The organism is Sphingomonas lycopersici (genome assembly GCF_026130605.1).
Classification (GTDB): Bacteria; Pseudomonadota; Alphaproteobacteria; order Sphingomonadales; family Sphingomonadaceae; genus Sphingomonas; species Sphingomonas lycopersici.
In genome coordinates, this window is record NZ_JANFAU010000010.1 from 132321 (window position 1) to 150422 (window position 18102).

16 protein-coding genes are annotated in these 18102 nt (G+C 68.2%); 14 read left to right on the forward strand and 2 right to left on the reverse strand.

Annotated features, from left to right (window positions below; all coding sequences use genetic code 11):
- The first annotated feature begins 2 nt into the window (after positions 1-2).
- Positions 3-1406 (forward strand): efflux transporter outer membrane subunit, encoded by a 1404-nt coding sequence (locus NED98_RS17740; protein ID WP_265313908.1) that lies wholly within the window; start codon positions 3-5, stop codon positions 1404-1406.
- Between the two features lie 37 nt (positions 1407-1443).
- On the forward strand, positions 1444-2484 hold the full coding sequence (locus NED98_RS17745; RefSeq protein ID WP_265313893.1) for an isoaspartyl peptidase/L-asparaginase family protein: 1041 nt from the start codon (positions 1444-1446) through the stop codon (positions 2482-2484).
- 43 nt (positions 2485-2527) lie between these two features.
- On the opposite strand, the gene NED98_RS17750 is transcribed toward NED98_RS17745, so the two are convergent.
- Positions 2528-3391: an aspartyl/asparaginyl beta-hydroxylase domain-containing protein gene (locus NED98_RS17750; RefSeq protein WP_265269308.1), complete on the reverse strand. Its 864-nt coding sequence runs from the start codon at positions 3389-3391 to the stop codon at positions 2528-2530.
- A gap of 198 nt (positions 3392-3589) precedes the next feature.
- Between NED98_RS17750 and NED98_RS17755 the strand changes: the two genes are divergently transcribed.
- The gene (locus NED98_RS17755; RefSeq protein ID WP_265313894.1) at positions 3590-6496 is read left to right on the forward strand and encodes a M16 family metallopeptidase; all 2907 of its coding nucleotides are present in this window, start codon (positions 3590-3592) and stop codon (positions 6494-6496) included.
- Between the two features lie 107 nt (positions 6497-6603).
- Here the strand turns inward: NED98_RS17755 and NED98_RS17760 are convergent, their stop codons facing one another.
- Positions 6604-8388 (reverse strand): AMP-dependent synthetase/ligase, encoded by a 1785-nt coding sequence (locus NED98_RS17760; RefSeq protein WP_179513425.1) that lies wholly within the window; start codon positions 8386-8388, stop codon positions 6604-6606.
- A 133-nt stretch (positions 8389-8521) separates the two neighbouring features.
- On the opposite strand from NED98_RS17760, the gene ggt reads away from it, so the two are divergent.
- The 11 genes from ggt (at position 8522) to NED98_RS17815 (ending at position 18062) form a co-directional block, all read left to right on the forward strand.
- Positions 8522-10300 (forward strand): gamma-glutamyltransferase, encoded by a 1779-nt coding sequence (gene ggt / locus NED98_RS17765; protein ID WP_265313895.1) that lies wholly within the window; start codon positions 8522-8524, stop codon positions 10298-10300.
- Between the two features lie 315 nt (positions 10301-10615).
- Positions 10616-11470, forward strand: coding sequence for a helix-turn-helix domain-containing protein (locus NED98_RS17770; RefSeq protein ID WP_179513427.1), 855 nt, complete (start codon positions 10616-10618; stop codon positions 11468-11470).
- A gap of 191 nt (positions 11471-11661) precedes the next feature.
- Positions 11662-12087, forward strand: coding sequence for an SUF system Fe-S cluster assembly regulator (locus tag NED98_RS17775; RefSeq protein ID WP_179513428.1), 426 nt, complete (start codon positions 11662-11664; stop codon positions 12085-12087).
- Positions 12087-13550: a Fe-S cluster assembly protein SufB gene (gene sufB, locus NED98_RS17780; RefSeq protein ID WP_179513429.1), complete on the forward strand. Its 1464-nt coding sequence runs from the start codon at positions 12087-12089 to the stop codon at positions 13548-13550. Before NED98_RS17775 ends, sufB begins: the two co-directional genes overlap by 1 nt.
- Positions 13547-13852, forward strand: a complete 306-nt coding sequence (locus NED98_RS17785) for a hypothetical protein (RefSeq protein WP_265313896.1) — start codon at positions 13547-13549, stop codon at positions 13850-13852. The genes sufB and NED98_RS17785 overlap by 4 nt, the downstream gene beginning before the upstream one ends.
- A gap of 58 nt (positions 13853-13910) precedes the next feature.
- Positions 13911-14654: a Fe-S cluster assembly ATPase SufC gene (gene sufC, locus NED98_RS17790; RefSeq protein ID WP_179513431.1), complete on the forward strand. Its 744-nt coding sequence runs from the start codon at positions 13911-13913 to the stop codon at positions 14652-14654.
- Positions 14651-14959, forward strand: coding sequence for a hypothetical protein (locus NED98_RS17795; RefSeq protein ID WP_179513432.1), 309 nt, complete (start codon positions 14651-14653; stop codon positions 14957-14959). The genes sufC and NED98_RS17795 overlap by 4 nt, the downstream gene beginning before the upstream one ends.
- Positions 14956-16029, forward strand: coding sequence for a SufD family Fe-S cluster assembly protein (locus NED98_RS17800; protein WP_265313897.1), 1074 nt, complete (start codon positions 14956-14958; stop codon positions 16027-16029). Before NED98_RS17795 ends, NED98_RS17800 begins: the two co-directional genes overlap by 4 nt.
- 50 nt (positions 16030-16079) lie before the next feature.
- The gene (locus tag NED98_RS17805; protein ID WP_265313909.1) at positions 16080-17237 is read left to right on the forward strand and encodes a cysteine desulfurase; all 1158 of its coding nucleotides are present in this window, start codon (positions 16080-16082) and stop codon (positions 17235-17237) included.
- Positions 17234-17704, forward strand: a complete 471-nt coding sequence (locus NED98_RS17810) for an SUF system Fe-S cluster assembly protein (RefSeq protein ID WP_179513434.1) — start codon at positions 17234-17236, stop codon at positions 17702-17704. The genes NED98_RS17805 and NED98_RS17810 overlap by 4 nt, the downstream gene beginning before the upstream one ends.
- Before the next feature lies 1 nt (position 17705).
- On the forward strand, positions 17706-18062 hold the full coding sequence (locus NED98_RS17815) for a HesB/IscA family protein (protein ID WP_179513435.1): 357 nt from the start codon (positions 17706-17708) through the stop codon (positions 18060-18062).
- The last annotated feature ends 40 nt before the right edge of the window (positions 18063-18102 follow it).

An 18102-nucleotide genomic window follows, 5' to 3' on the forward strand; every position in this document is an offset into this window, starting at 1 on the left:
CTCTGCCCGCCAACCGCGCCAGCCTGTCGCTCGCCGTGGCCGCGCTGCTCGGCGGATGCTCGATGGCCCCGGCCTACCGCCCGCCGGCGATCGCGACCCCCGCCGCGTACAAGGAAGTGCCGGGCTGGACCGCCGCGACCCCGCTCGATGCGGCACCGCGCGGACAATGGTGGACGGCGTTCAACGATCCCGTCCTCGACGATCTCGAGACGCGCGCCGCCGCGGCCAGCCCGACGCTCGCCGCGGCCCTCGCGCGCTACGACGCGGCGCGCGCTGCGGCGCGGGTCGACAATGCCGATCTGTTTCCGACGATCGGGGTCAACGCGCAGGCCGGGCGCCAGCGCCAGTCCGCCAATCGCCCGCTGACCAACGGCACCGCGCCGACCTATGACAATTATGTCGTCGGCGGTGCGCTGAGCTACGAGATCGATCTGTGGGGCCGGGTGCGCAACAAGGTCGCGGCGGCGCGCGCCGATGCGGCGGCGAGCGCAGGCGATCTCGCCTCGGCGCAGCTCAGCCTGCAGGCGGCGGTCGCCGATGCCTATGCCCGGCTGCGCGGATTGGATGCCGAGGCGGACCTGCTGCGCCGCTCGGTCGAGGCGTTCAACCGCGCCTATGAGCTGACCGCGACGCGCCACGACGGCGGGCTCGCCTCCGGGGTCGACGTCAACCGCGCGCGGACCGTGCTGTCGAACGCGCGCGCGCAGATTTCCGCGGTGGCGAACCAGCGCGCGGCGACCGAGCATGAGATCGCCGCGCTGATCGGCGCGGTCGCCTCCGATTTCGCGATCGCGCCGCGCATCCAGCCGCCGGGGACGCTCGCGGTGCCCGCCGCCGCGCCGTCCGCCTTGCTCCAGCGCCGCCCCGATATCGCCGCGGCCGAGCGCCGGATGTACGCCGCCAATGCGCGGATCGGGGTGGCGCGCGCCGCTTTCTTCCCGACGCTCTCGCTCGGCCTTTCCGGCGGGTGGCAGACGACCGGTCCGTCTCTGCTCTCCACCCCCAGCGCCTTCTGGGGGCTGGGGCCGCTCGTCTCGGCGCTGACCCTGTTCGACGGCGGGCGGCGGCGTGCCGAGGTCGGGCTGTCGCGCGCGCAATATGACGAGGCGGCGGCGGATTATCGCGACACCGTGCTCGGCGCGTTCCGCCAGGTCGAGGATGCGCTTGCCGCGGGCCGCTATCTCGCGACCCAGGCGGTCGAGCAGCGCGACGCCGCCACCGCGGCGCAGCGCACCAGCGATCTCGCGCTGACCCGCTATCATGACGGCGCGGCGGATTATCTGGAGGTGGTCACCGCGCAGACCGAGGCGCTCGATTCCGAACGCGCGCTGATCGCGGTCGAGACCAGCCGGATGCGCGCGGGGATCGCGCTGGTGAAGGCACTGGGCGGCGCCCCGACCGCCTGATAGGATTCCCCCTTTCGACAACGGGGAGGATAACGGGATGCGCGGGATCGGCCAGTTTTTTGCGGTGATGTTGATGGCGGCGGCGGCCTTTCCGCTCGCTGCCGGCGCGGACGAAGCGAAGGTAAAGCCGGCCCCCGCGCAACGCTGGTCGATCGCGATCCACGGCGGCGCGGGGGTGATCCCGCGCGGCTCGCTGACCCCCGCCGAGGAAAGCGCCTATCGCCAGGGGCTGAGCGACGCGCTCGCCGCCGGATCGGCGGTGCTGAAGACGGGCGGCACCAGCCTCGATGCGGTCGAGGCGGCGGTCAAGGTGCTCGAGAACAATCCGTTGTTCAACGCCGGCAAGGGCGCGGTGTTCGATGCCGAGGGCAAGAACCAGCTCGATGCCGCGATCATGGACGGCACGACCTTGCGCGCCGGCGCGGTGGCGGGGGTGAGCGCGACCAAGAACCCGATCATGCTGGCGCGGGCGGTGATGGAACATAGCCCGCATGTGCTGCTGAGCGGCAGCGGCGCCGATCAGTTCGCGCGCGAACAGCATATCGAACAGGTCGATCCCTCCTATTTCCGCACCGAGAAGCGCTGGCAGCAATATCTCGAATGGAAGAAGGGTCGGAACAGCGCCTCGCTCGATCCGACGCATCGCTTCGGCACGGTCGGCGCGGTGGCGGTTGACGTCAACGGTCACCTCGCCGCGGCAACCTCGACCGGCGGGACGACGGGCAAGCGCTGGGGGCGGATCGGGGATTCGCCGCTGATCGGCGCGGGCACCTACGCCTATCATAGCGATTGCGCGGTCTCCGCGACCGGCACCGGCGAATATTTCATCCGCGAAAGCGCCGCGCGCCAGCTGTGCGACCGGGTTCGCTGGCGCAATCAGAGCGTCGCCGATGCGGCGAAGGACACGATCGCCTCGATCGGGGCGATCGGCGGCGACGGCGGGCTGATCGCGATCGACGGCAAGGGCGAGGTCGCCTTCGCGATGAACACCGAGGGCATGTATCGCGGCCGCGCCAGCGCGGCGGACGAAACCCCGCGCGTCGCGATCTATGCCGATGAGGTGATCGCGGGGCGGTAGCGCGATCGGCGTCACCCCGGCATCGCGCCGGGGCGGCGCCCGGTCAGACGTCGAGCTGCTTCACCGCGGCATTCCACGTCTGGATATTGTCGCGCGCCTCCTGGACGAAGGCGGAGCGCCGGACGATCGAGAGGAAGCGGTCCGCGATCCATTTGCCGGGATTGCGCAGCGGCCGCTCGAACTGGATCAACAGCACGACGCGGGTGCCGTCGGTGTCGTTCCACACCTCATGCTGATAGGTGTCGTCGAACACCAAAGTCTCGCCCTCCGCCCAGCGCACGATGCGATCGCGCACGCGCATCCGGACGTCGCCGTCGCGTGGTACGACCAGCCCGAGGTGGCAGGTGATCAGCCCCTTGGTCACCCCGCGATGAACGGGGATGTGGGTGCCGGGGGCGAGGATCGAGAAGAATGCCGAATTGAGCCCGGGAATCCGCTCGACCAGCGCGGCGGTCACCGGGCAGCGATCGGCATTCTCGTCGATGCGATAGCCATAGCCCCACAGGAAGAACGAGCGCCATTTGTCGACCTCGGCGATCGCGCGGTGATCGGGGGAGATCGTCGACAGGCTCGGTGCGGCGTTGCGGCGCAGGGCGACCGCCACCGCTTCGTCGCGGATCGCCTGCCAGTTTTCGCGCAGCATCTGCGTCCACGCGAAGTCCCGGACGTCGAGCACCGGCTCGTTCGACACGAGCGAGGACGAGGCGATCATCCGATCGAACACGCCGCGCAGATGCTTGCCGATCGTGATGATCAGCGGGCGTCCGCGCTCGGCCTGCAGCGCGCTTCCCGGGGTCGGCGCGCCCGAGATGATCGTGAGATCGGGCACCATCAACGGCTCGGTGCCGGCCAGATTGCCCGAATTGTGCCTTATTCGGATCGGGGAGGGCAGCGTGTCGGGGGTCACGTCTGTTTCGTCCAGTCCTTGCGCCGGCAATGAGGATGCCGGCCGGTAAAACACGAGCGTCACGATTGTGGAATCATGACGTTTTCATGAATGGAGCTAATCCTGATTCGGGTCGAAATCATGGCGCTGAAAGGGTAAAAAGCCGGGTTGGTCGGACAGCGTTGCCGATCGGCGCGCGCGTCCGTACAAGCGTCGGCCATGTCGTTCTTCCTGCGTGCGGTGGCGGCGCCTCTGGCCGCCCTTTCCCTGCTTGCCAATGCCGCGCTGCCGGCAGCCCCCGCGCCCAAGCGCAAGCCGGCCGCCCAGCCGGCGGCGCCCGCGGTCACCGTCGACACGCGGCCGTGGCTGTTCGAGCGATCGGATATTCCGCCCGACCCCGAATGGCATTTCGGCAAGCTTTCGACCGGGTTGCGCTATGCCGTGCGCAAGAATGGCGTGCCGCCGGGGCAGGTCGCGGTGCGCGTGCGGATCGACGCGGGGTCGCTCAACGAGCGCGATTCCGAACAGGGTTATGCCCACCTCATCGAACATCTGTCGTTCCGTGGCTCGAAATATGTGCCCGACGGTGAGGCCAAGCGAGTATGGCAGCGCTTCGGCGCCACCTTTGGTTCCGATTCCAACGCGCAAACCACCGCGACGCAGACCGTCTATAAGCTCGATCTGCCCGGCGCGACGCAGGAGTCGCTCGACGAGAGCCTCAAGATCTTCGCCGGGATGATGGCCGAGCCGGCGATCACCGAGCGCGGGCTTGCCGCCGAGCGCCCCGCGGTGCTCGCGGAGCAGCGCGAGGCACCGGGGCCGCAGGTGCGCTGGTCGGATGCGATGCGCGGATTGTTCTTCGCGCACCAGCCGCTCGCGGATCGCTCGCCGATCGGCAACATCAAGACGCTGATGGCGGCGACCCCCGCCTCGATCAAGGCATTCCACGATCTGTGGTATCGCCCGGCGCGGACGGTGGTGATCATCTCCGGCGATATCGACCCCGACGTGGCGGCGAAGCTGGTGGTGAAGAATTTCGGCGGCTGGCACGGCAAGGGCGCCGATCCCGCCGACCCCGATTTCGGCAAGCCCGATCCGAGCGCGCCGGAAACCGCGACGATCGTCGAGCCCGCGCTGCCGCCGATCGTGGCGATGGCGACGCTGCGCCCGTGGATCGCGCGCGACGATACGATCATCTTCAACCAGAAAAGGTTCATCGATTTCCTCGCGGTGCGGGTGATCAACCGGCGGCTCGAGACGCGCGCGCGCGCCGGGGGCAGCTTCCTCCAGGCGACGATGAGCCTCGACGATATGTCGCGCTCGGCCAACGGCACCTTCACCAACATCCTGCCGCTCGGCGACGACTGGCACGCTGCGCTCAAGGACGTGCGCGCGGTGATCGCCGATGCGATGGCGACCCCGCCGACGCAGGGCGAGATCGAGCGCGAATATGCCGAATTCGACGCGGCGATGCGCAACGACGTCGGCACCGCGCGGGTCGAGGCGGGGGCGAAGCAGGCCGACGATATGGTCGGCGCGCTCGACATCCGCGAGACGGTGGCGGGGCCGCAGACCTCCTACGACATTCTGAAGCAGGCGCATGACAAGGGGATGTTCACCCCCGCCAGCATCCTCGAATCGACCAAGCGGATCTTCACCGGGGTAACGCGCGCGCTGGTCAACACGCGTACCGCCGACGGCGCCACCCCGGCCGCGGTGGCCGCGGCGCTGAAGGAGGACGTGTCGGGGCTCGTCGGCGCGCGCAAGGCGCAGGGCAGCGTCGATTTCTCGCGGCTGCCCAAGCTCGGCAAGCCGGGCAAGGTCGATACGCGCGAGCATGTCGGGGATCCGGGGATCGAGAAGATCGTCTTCAAGAACGGCGTGCGGATGCTGCTCTACGCCAATGCGTCGGAAACGGGGCGCGTCTACCTGCGCGTCCGCTTCGGGCGCGGCTATACGACGTTGCCGGCGAAGACGCCCACCCCGGCCTGGGCGGGGGACATGGCGCTGGTGCCGGGCGGGATCGGCAAGCTCGATCAGGGCGATCTCGATGCGCTGACCAACGGCCGGCGGATCGGCATGGATCTCGACATCACCGACGATGCCTTCGTGTTCAACGCGATGACCACGCCGGGCGATTATGCCGACAATCTGCTGCTGATGGCCGAGAAACTGGCCTATCCGCGCTGGGACCCGGCGCCGGTGATGCGCGCGCGCGCGGCGATGCTGGCGGGTTATCCGGGGCTCGATTCCTCGCCCGACGGCATCCTCAGCCGCGATCTGGAGCGGCGCATCCGCGATGGCGACGTGCGTTGGGGTACCCCGGCCAAGACCGAGGTCGAGGCGCTGACTCCGCAAAGCTTCCGCGCTTTCTGGCAGCCGATCCTCGCCAAGGGGCCGATCGAGGTCGATGTGTTCGGCGATGTGAAGCCCGACGAGGCGATCGCCGCGGTCGCGCGGACCTTCGGCGCGCTCAAGCCGCGCAAGCCGGATGATGCGCCGGCGGTCCCGGTCGGTTTCCCGGCGCATGTCGACAAGCCGGTGGTGCTGACCCATGGCGGCCCCGAGACGCAGGCTGCGGCGGTGATCGCCTGGCCGACCGCGGGCGGCGCGGCGGGGCATGCCGAGATGCGGCGGCTCGATATCCTCGCCTCGGTCTTCGCGGATCGATTGTTCGATCGGCTGCGCTCGGTCGCCGGGGCGAGCTATAGCCCGTCGGCGCAGAGCCAATGGCCGCTCGGCATGTCGACCGGCGGGCGGATCATCGCGCTGGGACAGGTGCAACCCGACAAGGTTGACCTGTTCTTCAAACTGAGCCGCGAGATCGCCGCCGAGCTGGTCGCCAAGCCGGTCGATACCGACGAATTGCGCCGCACGGTCGTGCCGACGCTGCAGTTTCTCGCGCGTGCCTCGTCGGGGAACCAGTTCTGGCTGATCCAGTCGAGCGGCGGGGCTTATGATCCGGCGCGGATCGAGGCGATCCAGACGATGGTCGACGATCTCGCCAGCATCACCCCGGCGACGCTGCAGGCGACCGCGGCGAAATATCTGCGGCCCGACAAGGACTGGACGCTCGCGGTGGTCCCGCGCAAGGCAGGCGAGGCGCCGCCGGTCGCGGGGAAGTAAGGGACAGCCACTAACCTCCGTTCGCCCTGAGCTTGTCGAAGGGCTGTCCTTCCTCCGACGAAGAAAGTGCAGGGCTTCGACAGGCTCAGCCCGAACGGATGTGTGTTCTACCGGTACAGCGCCTCGAGCCGCTCCCCGTAGACCTGTCGCAGCACATGGCGGCGGATTTTGAGGCTCGGGGTGAGCTGTTCGTTCTCGATCGAGAAGGCTTCATCGGCGAGGATGAAGCGCCGCACGCGTTCGATCACCGACAGATCCTTGTTGGTGCGATCGACCGCGGCCGACAGCGCGGCGCGATAGGCGGCGTCGTCGGCGAGGGCGGCGCGATCGTTGGGCACGCCGTTCGCCGCGCACCACTCCTGCGTCCATTCGGGATCGGGGACGATGAGCGCGACCATATGCGGCTTGCGATCGCCGACGATCATTGCCTGCATGATCTCGGGCTGGAGCGTCAGCAGCCCCTCGACCTTCTGCGGGGCGACATTGTCGCCCTTGTCGTTGATGATCAGATCCTTCTTGCGGTCCGTGATCCTGATCCGACCGCGCTCGTCGATCTCGCCGATGTCGCCGGTGTGGAGCCAGCCGTCGCGCAGCACCCGCGCGGTTTCGGCCTCGTTGCGCCAATAGCCGTGCATCACCAGTTCGCCGCGCACCAGGATCTCGCCATCCTCGGCGATGCGCACCTCGGTATCGGCGAGCGGCGGGCCGACGGTATCCATCTTGAGCCCCGCCGCCGGTCGGTTGCACGACACCACCGGCGCCGCCTCGGTCTGGCCGTAGCCCTGGAGGAAGGTCACCCCGAGCGACTGGAAGAATACCCCGACCTCGGGGGTCAGCGGCGCGCCGCCCGACACCATCGCCTTCATCCGCCCGCCGAACTTCTTGGCGATGCGCGGCTTGAACAAGGTATCGACCAAAAGCCCTTTGGGCCGGTCGGTGAGCTTGAGCCGCCCCTCGTAGCGCTTGGTGCCGATGTCGAGCGCCATGCCGAGCAATTTCTCGCTCATCCCACCCTGTTTGGCGATCGCCTTGCTGATGCGGGTGCGCAATACCTCGAACAGCCGCGGCACGACGACCATGATCGTCGGCCGCACCTCCTCGATGTTGGCGGCGAGCTTCTCCAGCCCCTCCGCATAATAGATCTGCCCGCCGAGCGCGATCGGCAGATGCTGGCCGCCGGTGTGCTCATAAGCGTGCGACAGCGGCAGGAAGGAGAGGAACACCTCTTCCCCCCAGCCGAAATCCTCCGCGATGATACGGATGCAGCCGGCGACATTGTGGAGGATCGCGCCGTGATGCTGCATTACCCCGCGCGGCGCGCCGCCGGTGCCCGAGGTGTAGATGATGCACGCGAGATCGTCGCGCGCGAAGCCTGCCTCGGCGGCGATCGTCGCGGGGTCGGTGGGGTGCGCGGCGATCATCTCGTGCCAGTCGAAGCAGGTGATCCCCGACGGATGGAGCCGCAATTTGTCGATGCCGATGACGATCTCGGCATGCGTGGTGCGCACCACCGCGGGCATCACCGTGTCGGCGAGCTTCTGGGTGGAGACGATCACCGCACGCGCGCCCGAATTCTCGATGATATGTGCGTGGTCGCGCTCGGTGTTGGTGGTGTAGGTCGGCACGGTGATGCAGCCCGCGGCCATGATCGCGAGGTCCGACAGGCACCATTCGGGGCGGTTCTCGCTCACCAGCATCACACGGTCGCCCGGCTGCAGCCCGGCGGCGCGCAGCGCGGCGGCGAGGCTTGCCACCTGACGCGCGGCCTCCGCCCATGTCGTCGCCCGCCATTCGCCGTCGCGCTTCGCCCACAGGAACGGCGCGTCGCCCTTCTCGCCCGCGCGGGTGAAGAACATCGTGACGAGGTTGGGGAAAGTTTCGAACGTACGCATGGAGGCTCCGGATGCTGCGGCGGTGACCCTAGGGCCGATTGGCGGGCAAGAACAGGCGGTACGGAGGAGGCGTGGACGGCGCGCGGCACGGCCGCTATCGCGGTCGGCAAATAACGATCTTCGGGAAGCATCCATGAAGCTGGCCAACACGCTTTTCGCCACCGTTACCGCTGCCCTGCTCGCCTCCTGCGCCACCGCGCCTGCGTCGCATGTCGCCACGCCGACGACGCCGACGGCTCCCGCCGCGCCGGCGCCGGCGCCCTCATCCAAGCAGGCGCAGATTTTCGTCGCGGCGGCCAATCCGCTCGCGGCGGAGGCGGGGATGGCGGTGTTGCGGCGCGGCGGCAGCGCGGCGGACGCGGCGGTGGCGGTGCAGGCGATGCTCTCGCTGGTCGAGCCGCAAAGCTCGGGGATCGGCGGCGGCGCGTTCATGACCTATTATGACGCCGCGACGCGCAAGGTGCGGGTCTATGACGGCCGCGAGACCGCGCCCGCCGGCGCGACGCCCGACATGTTCCTCGACGACAATGGCAAGCCCTTGCCCTTCGCCACCGCGGTGCTGAGCGGCCGGGCGACCGGGGTGCCCGGCGCGGTGAAGATGCTCGCGCTGGTCCATGACGAGCACGGCGCCCTGCCGTGGCGCACCTTGTTCGGCGATGCCGAGCGGACCGCGCGCGACGGGTTCATCGTCTCGCCCCGGCTCGGCCGGTTCCTCGCCAGCTCGATGTTCCCGCAATCCTCAGCGCCCGACGTCCGCGCCTATTTCGCCAAGCCCGGCGGCGGGCTGGTCGGCGCGGGTGACCGGCTGCGCAACCCCGCCTTCGCCACTTTCCTCAACCGGCTGGCGAACGAGGGTCCCTCGGCGCTCTACACCGGGCGTACCGCGCAGGCGATCGTCGACCGCGTTCATCAGGGCGAGCATCGCGGCGCGATGACGCTCGCCGATCTCGCCGGCTATCGCCCGGTCGAGCGCGAGGCGATCTGTCGCCCGTATCGCGTCTATCTGGTCTGCGCGCCGCCGCCGCCGGCGAGCGGGGTGGGGACGCTCGAACTGCTCGGGCTGCTCGAACATACCGATATCGACAAGCGCGGGCCGCAGGATCCGCAGGCGTGGTTCGAATTCGCCGAGGCGAGCCGGATCATGTACGCCGATCGCGATCGCTACGTCGGCGATCCGGCGTTCGTCTCGGTGCCGGTCAAGGGGCTGCTCGATCCCGCCTATATCGCGTCACGCGCCAAGCTGATCGGCGAGCGCGCCGGCCCGCCGCCCGCCGCCGGCACCCCGCCGGGGGCGACGCTCGCCGGGGTCGATCGCACGCTCGAGCCGATGGGCACCTCGCATTTCATCGTCGGCGATGCGCACGGCAATGTCGTGTCGATGACCACCACGGTCGAATCGATCTTCGGCTCGGGGCGGATGGTCGACGGCTTCTTCCTCAACAACCAGATGACCGATTTCTCCTTCACCCCGCGCGATTCCGACGGGCGGCCTGCGGCCAATGCGGTCGCCGGGGGCAAGCGCCCGCGCTCGTCGATGACCCCGCTGGTGCTGCTCGACGGCGAGCGCGGCTTCGCCGGCGCGCTCGGCTCGGCGGGGGGCAATGCGATCCTCGCCTATGTCGGCAAGTCATTGGTCGCGGCGGTCGACTGGGGCTTGTCGATGCAGGAGGCGATCGCGCTGCCCAACCTCGTCGCGCGCGGGGCGACCTTCAACGGCGAGGTCGATCGCTTCCCGCGCCCGGTGCTCGACGGCCTCGCCGCGCGCGGGGTGATGCTCAAGCCCGGGCAGGGCGAGGATTCCGGGCTGCAGGGGGTGATCATGCGCAACGGGCGAATCGACGGCGGCTATGATCCGCGGCGCGAAGGCCGTGTGCCGGTCGAGTCGGTCGCCGTCCCCGCCGCGGCCCGGTGAGATAAGGATTAGCCTGGCATGTCCTTTTGTTACGATTTGGGACAGCAATTGGAATGTCTGCGCTGTCATTTTGGTGCTACCGAAATATTTGGAAGATCAAATCAAGGACTTACTGACTTTGTAAAAATCGAACGGGGTTAACGTCGAATCTATCCAATACTTCGCGCGGCTCGCGGCGTCTAAAGGTGCTGCGACCCGAAGAGCCTTTGGTAACAGGGGTTCTCGACTTAACGGCCCGGCTGCTTGTGCGGCCGGGCCGCTTTTCTTTAGCCGTCTCTTGTTGTAAAATCCGTCGGATAAAACGGGGCGCAAGACGTGGCGGATATCCAGCTGGACTATGTGGTCCCGGATGCGGACCTTCAGCCTTTTGTTACGCTATTCTATCACTTTAAGGCCGATCTGCCGCGGTTCGACGATGTCGAGCGCGCCGATCACGCGCAATTGCGCTTCCGGTTGAGCCGCGGCGACGGCAGCTATCATTTCCCCGACGGAACGGTGCAGCCCGCGCCCGAGGTGCATGTCGTCGGCCCGACGAGCGGGGCGATGCGGACCTGCGCCGACGGGCCGGTGGAGGTGATCGGCATGGGGCTCCAGCCCGCCGGCTGGGCGGCGCTGCTCGGGATCGATGCCTCGGCGATGCTCAACCGCGCGATCGACGGCGAGCTGTTTTTCGGCACCGCGGTGCGGCACGTGAGCGACCGGATGCGCGCGGCGCAGACCACAGCGGAAAAGGTCGCGATCGCCGCCGCGTTCGTCCAGTGCTCGATCGCCGGCGGGGAAACCGACGCGGTGACTTTCGCGCGCGGGATCGACGCCTGGCTGGCGGGCAGCCCGTCGCCCGATATCGAGGATCTGGTGTGCGCCACCGGGCTGTCGCGACGGCAGGTCGAGCGGCGCTGCAACGCGCTATACGGCGCACCGCCCAAGCTGCTCGCGCGCAAATATCGTGCGTTGCGCGCGGCGGTGGCACTGGCGAATGGATCGGCGACGTTGGATCAGTTGCTCGAGGTGGGCTTTTACGATCAGTCGCATCTGATCCGTGAAGTGAAGCAATTCACCGGGCTCACCCCGGGGCAGCTCCGCACCGAGCCCAACCAGCTCGCGCAGCTCACGATGGCGCAACGGCTCGCGCTGGGCGGTCGGGTGCATCCGATTATTTCGGATACTTAGGCTGCGACGCGACGCTCCAGCGAAGCTGGGGCAAGCCCCGGTCGCAGCGCGGCCGGCGGCGCCTAAGCGCCGTCCGACGACGCGGCTTTGCCGCGTCGGGCCGTTTATCCCTCGCGCACCCGCTTGATTTCTCCCGCCAACGCGACCATCTGCCCAATCGGAACGAATCAATCCGATTGACCTATTGAGCGATGCGCCTGTCCAGCCTAGCCGATTATGCGGTGGTATTGATGACCGCAGCCGCGCGCCATTGCGGTGCCGTGGGGCGGCTCAACGCGACCGTGCTGGCCGAGGAGACCGGGGTGCCGCTGCCCACCGCGCAGAAGCTGGTCAGCCGGCTGTCCGCCGCGGGGCTGATCGAAAGCGCGCGCGGCACCGGCGGCGGATTTCGCCTCGCGCGGCCGCCGGCGACGATCAGCCTTGCCGATATCGTCGAGGCGGTGGAAGGGCCGATCGCGCTCACGTCGTGCGTCGACATGGGCGATCATGAGTGCGCGATGGAAGGGAATTGCCGCGTGAAGCCGCATTGGAATGTCGTCAATCAGGCGGTGCGCGGCGCGCTCGCGGGAGTGTCGCTGGCCAGCCTGGTGAGCGAGCGGCAGGAGGTATTGGCATAATGGCCACGAAGAATGCCGAGGCGCTCGCCGCCGTATCGAAGAAGTACGAATGGGGCTTCGCCACCGAGGTCGAGCAGGATTTCGCCCCCAAGGGGCTGTCCGAAGACACGGTGCGCTATATCTCGGCCAAGAAGAACGAGCCGCAATGGATGCTCGACTGGCGGCTCAAGGCCTATCGCCAGTGGCTGGAGATGACCCCGCCCGATTGGGCCAAATTGTCGATCCCGCCGATCGATTATCAGGACGCTTATTATTACGCCGAGCCGAAGCAGAAGAAGACGCTCGCCTCGCTCGACGAGCTCGATCCCGAAATCCGCCGCACCTATGAGAAGCTCGGCATCCCGATCGAGGAGCAGAAGGTGCTCGCCGGGGTAGAGGGCGCGCGCAAGGTCGCGGTCGATGCGGTGTTCGACAGCGTCTCGGTCGCCACCACCTTCCGCGAGGAATTGAAGGCGGCGGGGGTGATCTTCCTGTCGATCTCCGAGGCGATCCGCGAATATCCCGATCTGGTGAAGAAGTGGCTCGGCAAGGTCGTGCCGCAGCACGACAATTATTTCGCGACGCTCAACAGCGCGGTCTTTTCGGACGGCACCTTCGTCTATGTGCCCGCAGGCGTGCGCTGCCCGATGGAGCTGTCGACCTATTTCCGCATCAATGCGGAGAATACCGGGCAGTTCGAACGCACGCTGATCGTCGCCGACAAGGGGGCCTATGTCTCCTATCTCGAAGGCTGCACCGCGCCGATGCGCGACGAGAACCAGCTCCACGCCGCGGTGGTCGAGCTGGTCGCGCTCGACGATGCCGAAATCAAATATTCGACGGTGCAGAATTGGTATCCCGGCGACGAAAATGGCGTCGGCGGCATCTATAATTTTGTCACCAAGCGCGCGCTTTGCCAGGGCCGGAACAGCAAGGTGAGCTGGACCCAGGTGGAAACCGGCTCGGCGATCACCTGGAAATATCCGTCCTGCGTGCTGGCGGGCGAGAATAGCGTCGGCGAATTCTATTCGGTCGCGGTGACCAACCACCGCCAGCAGGCCGATACCGGCACCAAGATGATCCACCTCGGCAAGAACAGCCGCTCGACGATCGTGTCGAAGGGGATCAGCGCGGGGCGGTCGGACAATACTTATCGCGGGCTGGTGCGCGTCGCGCCGACCGCGGAGGGGGTGCGCAACTTCACGCAATGCGACAGCCTGCTGCTCGGCGATCAATGCGGCGCGCATACCGTGCCCTATATCGAGGTGAAGAACCCCTCGGCGCAGATCGAGCATGAGGCGACGACGAGCAAGATCAGCGAGGATCAATTGTTCTACGCCATGTCGCGCGGGCTCGATCAGGAAGCGGCGGTGGCGCTGATCGTCAACGGCTTCGCGCGCGAGGTGCTCCAGCAACTGCCGATGGAATTCGCGGTCGAGGCGCAGAAACTGCTCGGCATCTCGCTCGAAGGGAGCGTCGGTTGATCCTGCTCCCTGCCCTGCTGCTGCTCGCCCCGGCTGCGAATGCGCCCGCCCCGGCTGCGAGTGCGCCCGCGCCGGACGTGGTCGTGACCTCGCTGCGCAAATTGCGCATCGCGACGCAGGTCGACGGCGGCAAGGTGACCGGCTGCCACGCGCGCGTATCGAGTGGGGACGAGGGGATCGACCGCGCGGCGTGCGCGGCGACCGTAACCTGCTTCAACGGCGGCGTGACGCAGCCCGAGCCGCTGGCGGATTGCGTCGAGGCGAAGGTCGCCGCGCTGGTCCGCGAAAGGGGCGGGCAATGATCGCAAGCCCGATTGATACGCCCGCTCTCCGTGAAATCATTTCCGAACCGAGAAACAGATGCTGAAGATTGAAAACCTCCACGCCGAAGTCGACGGCAAGCCGATCCTCAAGGGGCTGTCGCTCACGGTCGATGCGGGCGAGATCCACGCGATCATGGGCCCGAACGGTGCGGGCAAATCGACGCTGGGCTATGTGCTCGGCGGGCGGCCCGGCTATGAGGTGACCGACGGCAAAGTGACCTTCGACGGGCAGGATCTGCTCGCGCTGGAGCCGCACGAGCGCGCCGCGGCCGGGCTGTTCCTCGGCTTCCAATATCCGGTCGAGATCCCCGGCGTGTCGAACGTCCAGTTCCTGCGCGAAAGCCTCAATGCGCAGCGCAGCGCGCGCGGCGAGAAGCCGCTGACCGGCGCCGAATTCCTCAAGCTCGCGCGGGGCGAGGCCGATGCGCTGGCGCTGCCGCAGGACATGCTCAAGCGCCCGGTCAACGTCGGCTTCTCGGGCGGCGAGAAGAAGCGCAACGAGATGGTCCAGATGGGGATCATCGACCCCAAGTTCGCGATCCTCGACGAGACCGATTCGGGGCTCGACATCGATGCGCTGCGCGTCGTCGGCGAGGGCATCAACCGCATCATGCGCAAGGCCGACAAGGCGGTGCTGCTGATCACCCATTACCAGCGGCTGCTCGATTATGTGAGGCCGGACGTGGTGCACGTGCTGGCCGACGGCCGCATCACCCGCAGCGGCGGGCCGGAGCTGGCGCTCCAGCTCGAACGCGAAGGCTATGCGGAGGCGGCGGCGTGATCCTTGCGCTGGCAGCGGCGATCGCGCTTCAGGCGGCGGCCACGCCGACCGACGATATCGTCGTCATCGGGCAGCGGCTGGCCGGGCTCTCCGCATCGGTGACGCGCGATGCCGCGGGGCGCTATCATTGCGCGCTCGACGGCAGCAGCGGCAACGGCAAGCTCGACGCTGCGCTGTGCCGCGTTGCGACCGATTGCGTGCGCAAGGGCGCGACCGAGCAGGGCGCGGTGTCGGCGTGCGTCGATCGGCGCAAGCCCAGATTGCTCGCCGATCTGCGCGCCGAGCTGGCGAAGGTGCGGCAATGACGGCGGTGTTCGATCTTCCCTCGACCCGCGAGGAGGCGTGGCGCTGGGCCGATCTCGGCGGGCTCGCCGCGGCGGCGGCGCTGGCGCCGATCGCGCGGCCCGAGGCGGATTTCCTCGACCTGCCCGGCGCGCGGCTGGTGTTCGTCGACGGGGTGCTCGATGCCGAGCGCAGCATGCTGCGCCGCGTGACGCTGCAGGCGCTGGAGGCGGGCGATCACCCGCTCGGGCGCCGCGCCGCGGGGCAGGGCTGGTCGCTGCGGCTCGATGCCGAGGCGGCGGCCGATCCGGTGCAGATCATCCATATCGCCACGTCCGGCGAGAGCCATTTGCCGTCCGAGATCGTGCTAGGCGACGATGCGGTGGCGGAGGTGGTCGAAACCTTCGTCGGCGCGGGCTGGGCCAATCGCTTCACCCGCGTCTCGCTCGGCACCGGCGCGCGGCTGATGCGCTCGGTGCGATTGCTCCAGCCGGCGGGGTTCGTCTCGCTGCGCGAGGAAGCGACGATCGGCGCGGCGGCGAGCCTCGTCACGATCTTCCTCGGCGCGGGCGGGCAGGGCAGCCGGATCGACGCGACGCTGACGCTCGCGGGCGACGGCGCGTTCGTCGATTACGGCGGCGCGCTGCTGACTCGCGACGAGCAGCGCCAGGAATGCGCGGTCGCCGTCCACCACGCCGAGCCCAACGGCACCAGCCGTCAGGTGTGGCGCGCAGTCGCCGCCGATCGCTCGCAGGCCAGCCTCGCGGCGCGCGCCGAGGTGGCGCGCCACGCGCAGAAGACCGACGGCGAGCAGAGTCTGCGCGGGCTGCTGCTCGATCGCACCGCGACGGTCAATCTCAAGCCCGAGCTGGAGATTTTCGCCGACGACGTGAAATGCGCGCACGGCGCGACCGTCGGCGAGCTCGATGCGCGCGCGCTGTTCTATCTCGAAAGCCGCGGCATCCCGCCGGCGCGCGCCGAGGCGCTGCTGACCCACGCCTTCGTCGCCGACGCGATCGGGCGGATCGGGCATGAGACGGTGCGCGACGCGTTCGAGGCGGATGCCGATGCGTGGCTGGAGGCGGCGCTGTGACCGTCACCGCCGCCGAACAGGCGCTCGACACGCTCGCCGATTTCCCCGCGATCCCCGCGGGTTGGGCGTATCTCGACACCGCCGCGACCGCGCAGAAGCCGCGCGCGGTGATCGATGCGATCGCGCGGGCCTATGGCACCGATTACGCCACGGTGCATCGCGGGGTCTATGAGCGTTCGGCCAATATGACGCTCGCTTATGAGGCGGCGCGGCGGCGGGTGGCACGGTTCATCGGCGCGCAGGAGAATGACTGCGTCTTCGTCCGCGGCGCGACCGAGGCGATCAACCTCGTCGCGCATAGCTGGGCGGGGACCCAGCTCAAGGCCGGCGACCGCATCCTGCTGAGCCAGCTCGAACATCATTCCAATATCGTCCCCTGGCAACTCGTCGCCGAGCGCGTCGGCGCGCATATCGACGTGGTGCCGCTGACCCCCGACCAGCGGATCGATCTCGATGCGATGGCGGCGATGCTGTGCCCCAAGCACAAGCTCGTCGCGCTGGCGCATGTCTCGAACGTGCTCGGTTCGGTGCTCGATGTGCGCCGCGCGGCGGATCTTGCGCATTCGGTCGGCGCCAAGCTGCTCGTCGACGGGTGCCAGGCGGTGCCGCGCATGGCGGTCGACGTCGCCGCGCTCGATTGCGATTTCTACGTCTTTTCGGGGCACAAGCTCTACGGCCCGACCGGGATCGGGGTGTTGTGGGGGCGCGCCGAACTGCTCGAGGCGATGCCGCCCTATCAGGGCGGCGGATCGATGATCGATCGCGTCACCTTCGCCAAAACGACCTATGCCCCGCCGCCGACGCGGTTCGAGGCGGGGACGCCGCATATCGTCGGCGTCGTCGGGCTCCACGCCGCGATCGATTATGTCGAGAGCATCGGGCTCGATCGCATCCACGCGCATGAAACCGCGCTCGTCGCCGATGCGCGCGAGCGGCTCGGGCGGATTAATTCGGTGCGGCTGTTCGGCCCGGCGGACGCGGCGGGAATCGTCTCTTTCGCGGTCGACGGGGTGCATCCGCACGATGTCGGCACCATATTGGACGAGGCCGGGGTGGCGATCCGCGCCGGTCATCATTGCGCGCAGCCGCTGATGGAGGCGCTGGGCGTCGAGGCGACCGCAAGGGCGAGTTTCGGCGTGTACAACCGGGCGGCGGATATCGACGCTTTGGTCAAGGGTATCGAGCGAGTGACGAGGATTTTCGGATGAACGACCCGATCCGCATCGAGGAAGTGGACGCGGTGCCCGCGCCGCCGCGCGCGCGGGTGGAGGATGCGCCGGATACGCCGGCCGAGACCTTCGCGCGCAAACGCGATTATCTCGCGGGCTTCCTCGCGCAGCAGCCGACCGGCATCGCCGCGGGCGAGCCCGGCGGCGCGCTCTACGAGGCGGTGATCGAGGCGCTCAAGGAAATCTACGACCCGGAAATTCCGGTCAACATCTACGATCTCGGGCTGATCTACGGCGTCGAGGTGAGCGATGCCGGGCATTGCGCGGTGACGATGACGCTCACCACGCCGCATTGCCCGGTCGCCGAATCGATGCCGGGCGAGGTCGAGCTGCGCGTCGGCGCGGTGCCGGGGATCGCGATCGTCGATGTGAACCTCGTGTGGGATCCGCCGTGGGACCCGGCCAAGATGTCGGACGAGGCGCGGCTCGAACTGGGGATGCTGTGAGATGACCGAGGTCAAGACCCGCGCGCGCCCCGCCGCGCTGATCCTCACCCCGACCGCCGAGGCGCGCATCGCCGCGCTGATGGCCAAGGCGCCCGAGGGCGCGATCGGGGTCAAGCTCTCCACCCCGCGACGCGGCTGCTCCGGGCTCGCTTATTCGGTCGATTACGTCACCGAGGCCAAGCCGTTCGACGAGAAGATCGAGACCCCGGGCGGGACGCTCTATGTCGACGGCGGGTCGATCCTTTATCTGATCGGCTCGACGATGGACTGGGTGGAGGACGATTTCACCGCCGGCTTCGTGTTCAACAACCCCAATGCCAAGGGCGCGTGCGGCTGCGGGGAAAGCTTCACCGTCTGATCGATAGGCGCGTCAATTTCCCCTTCACTCGCGCGACATT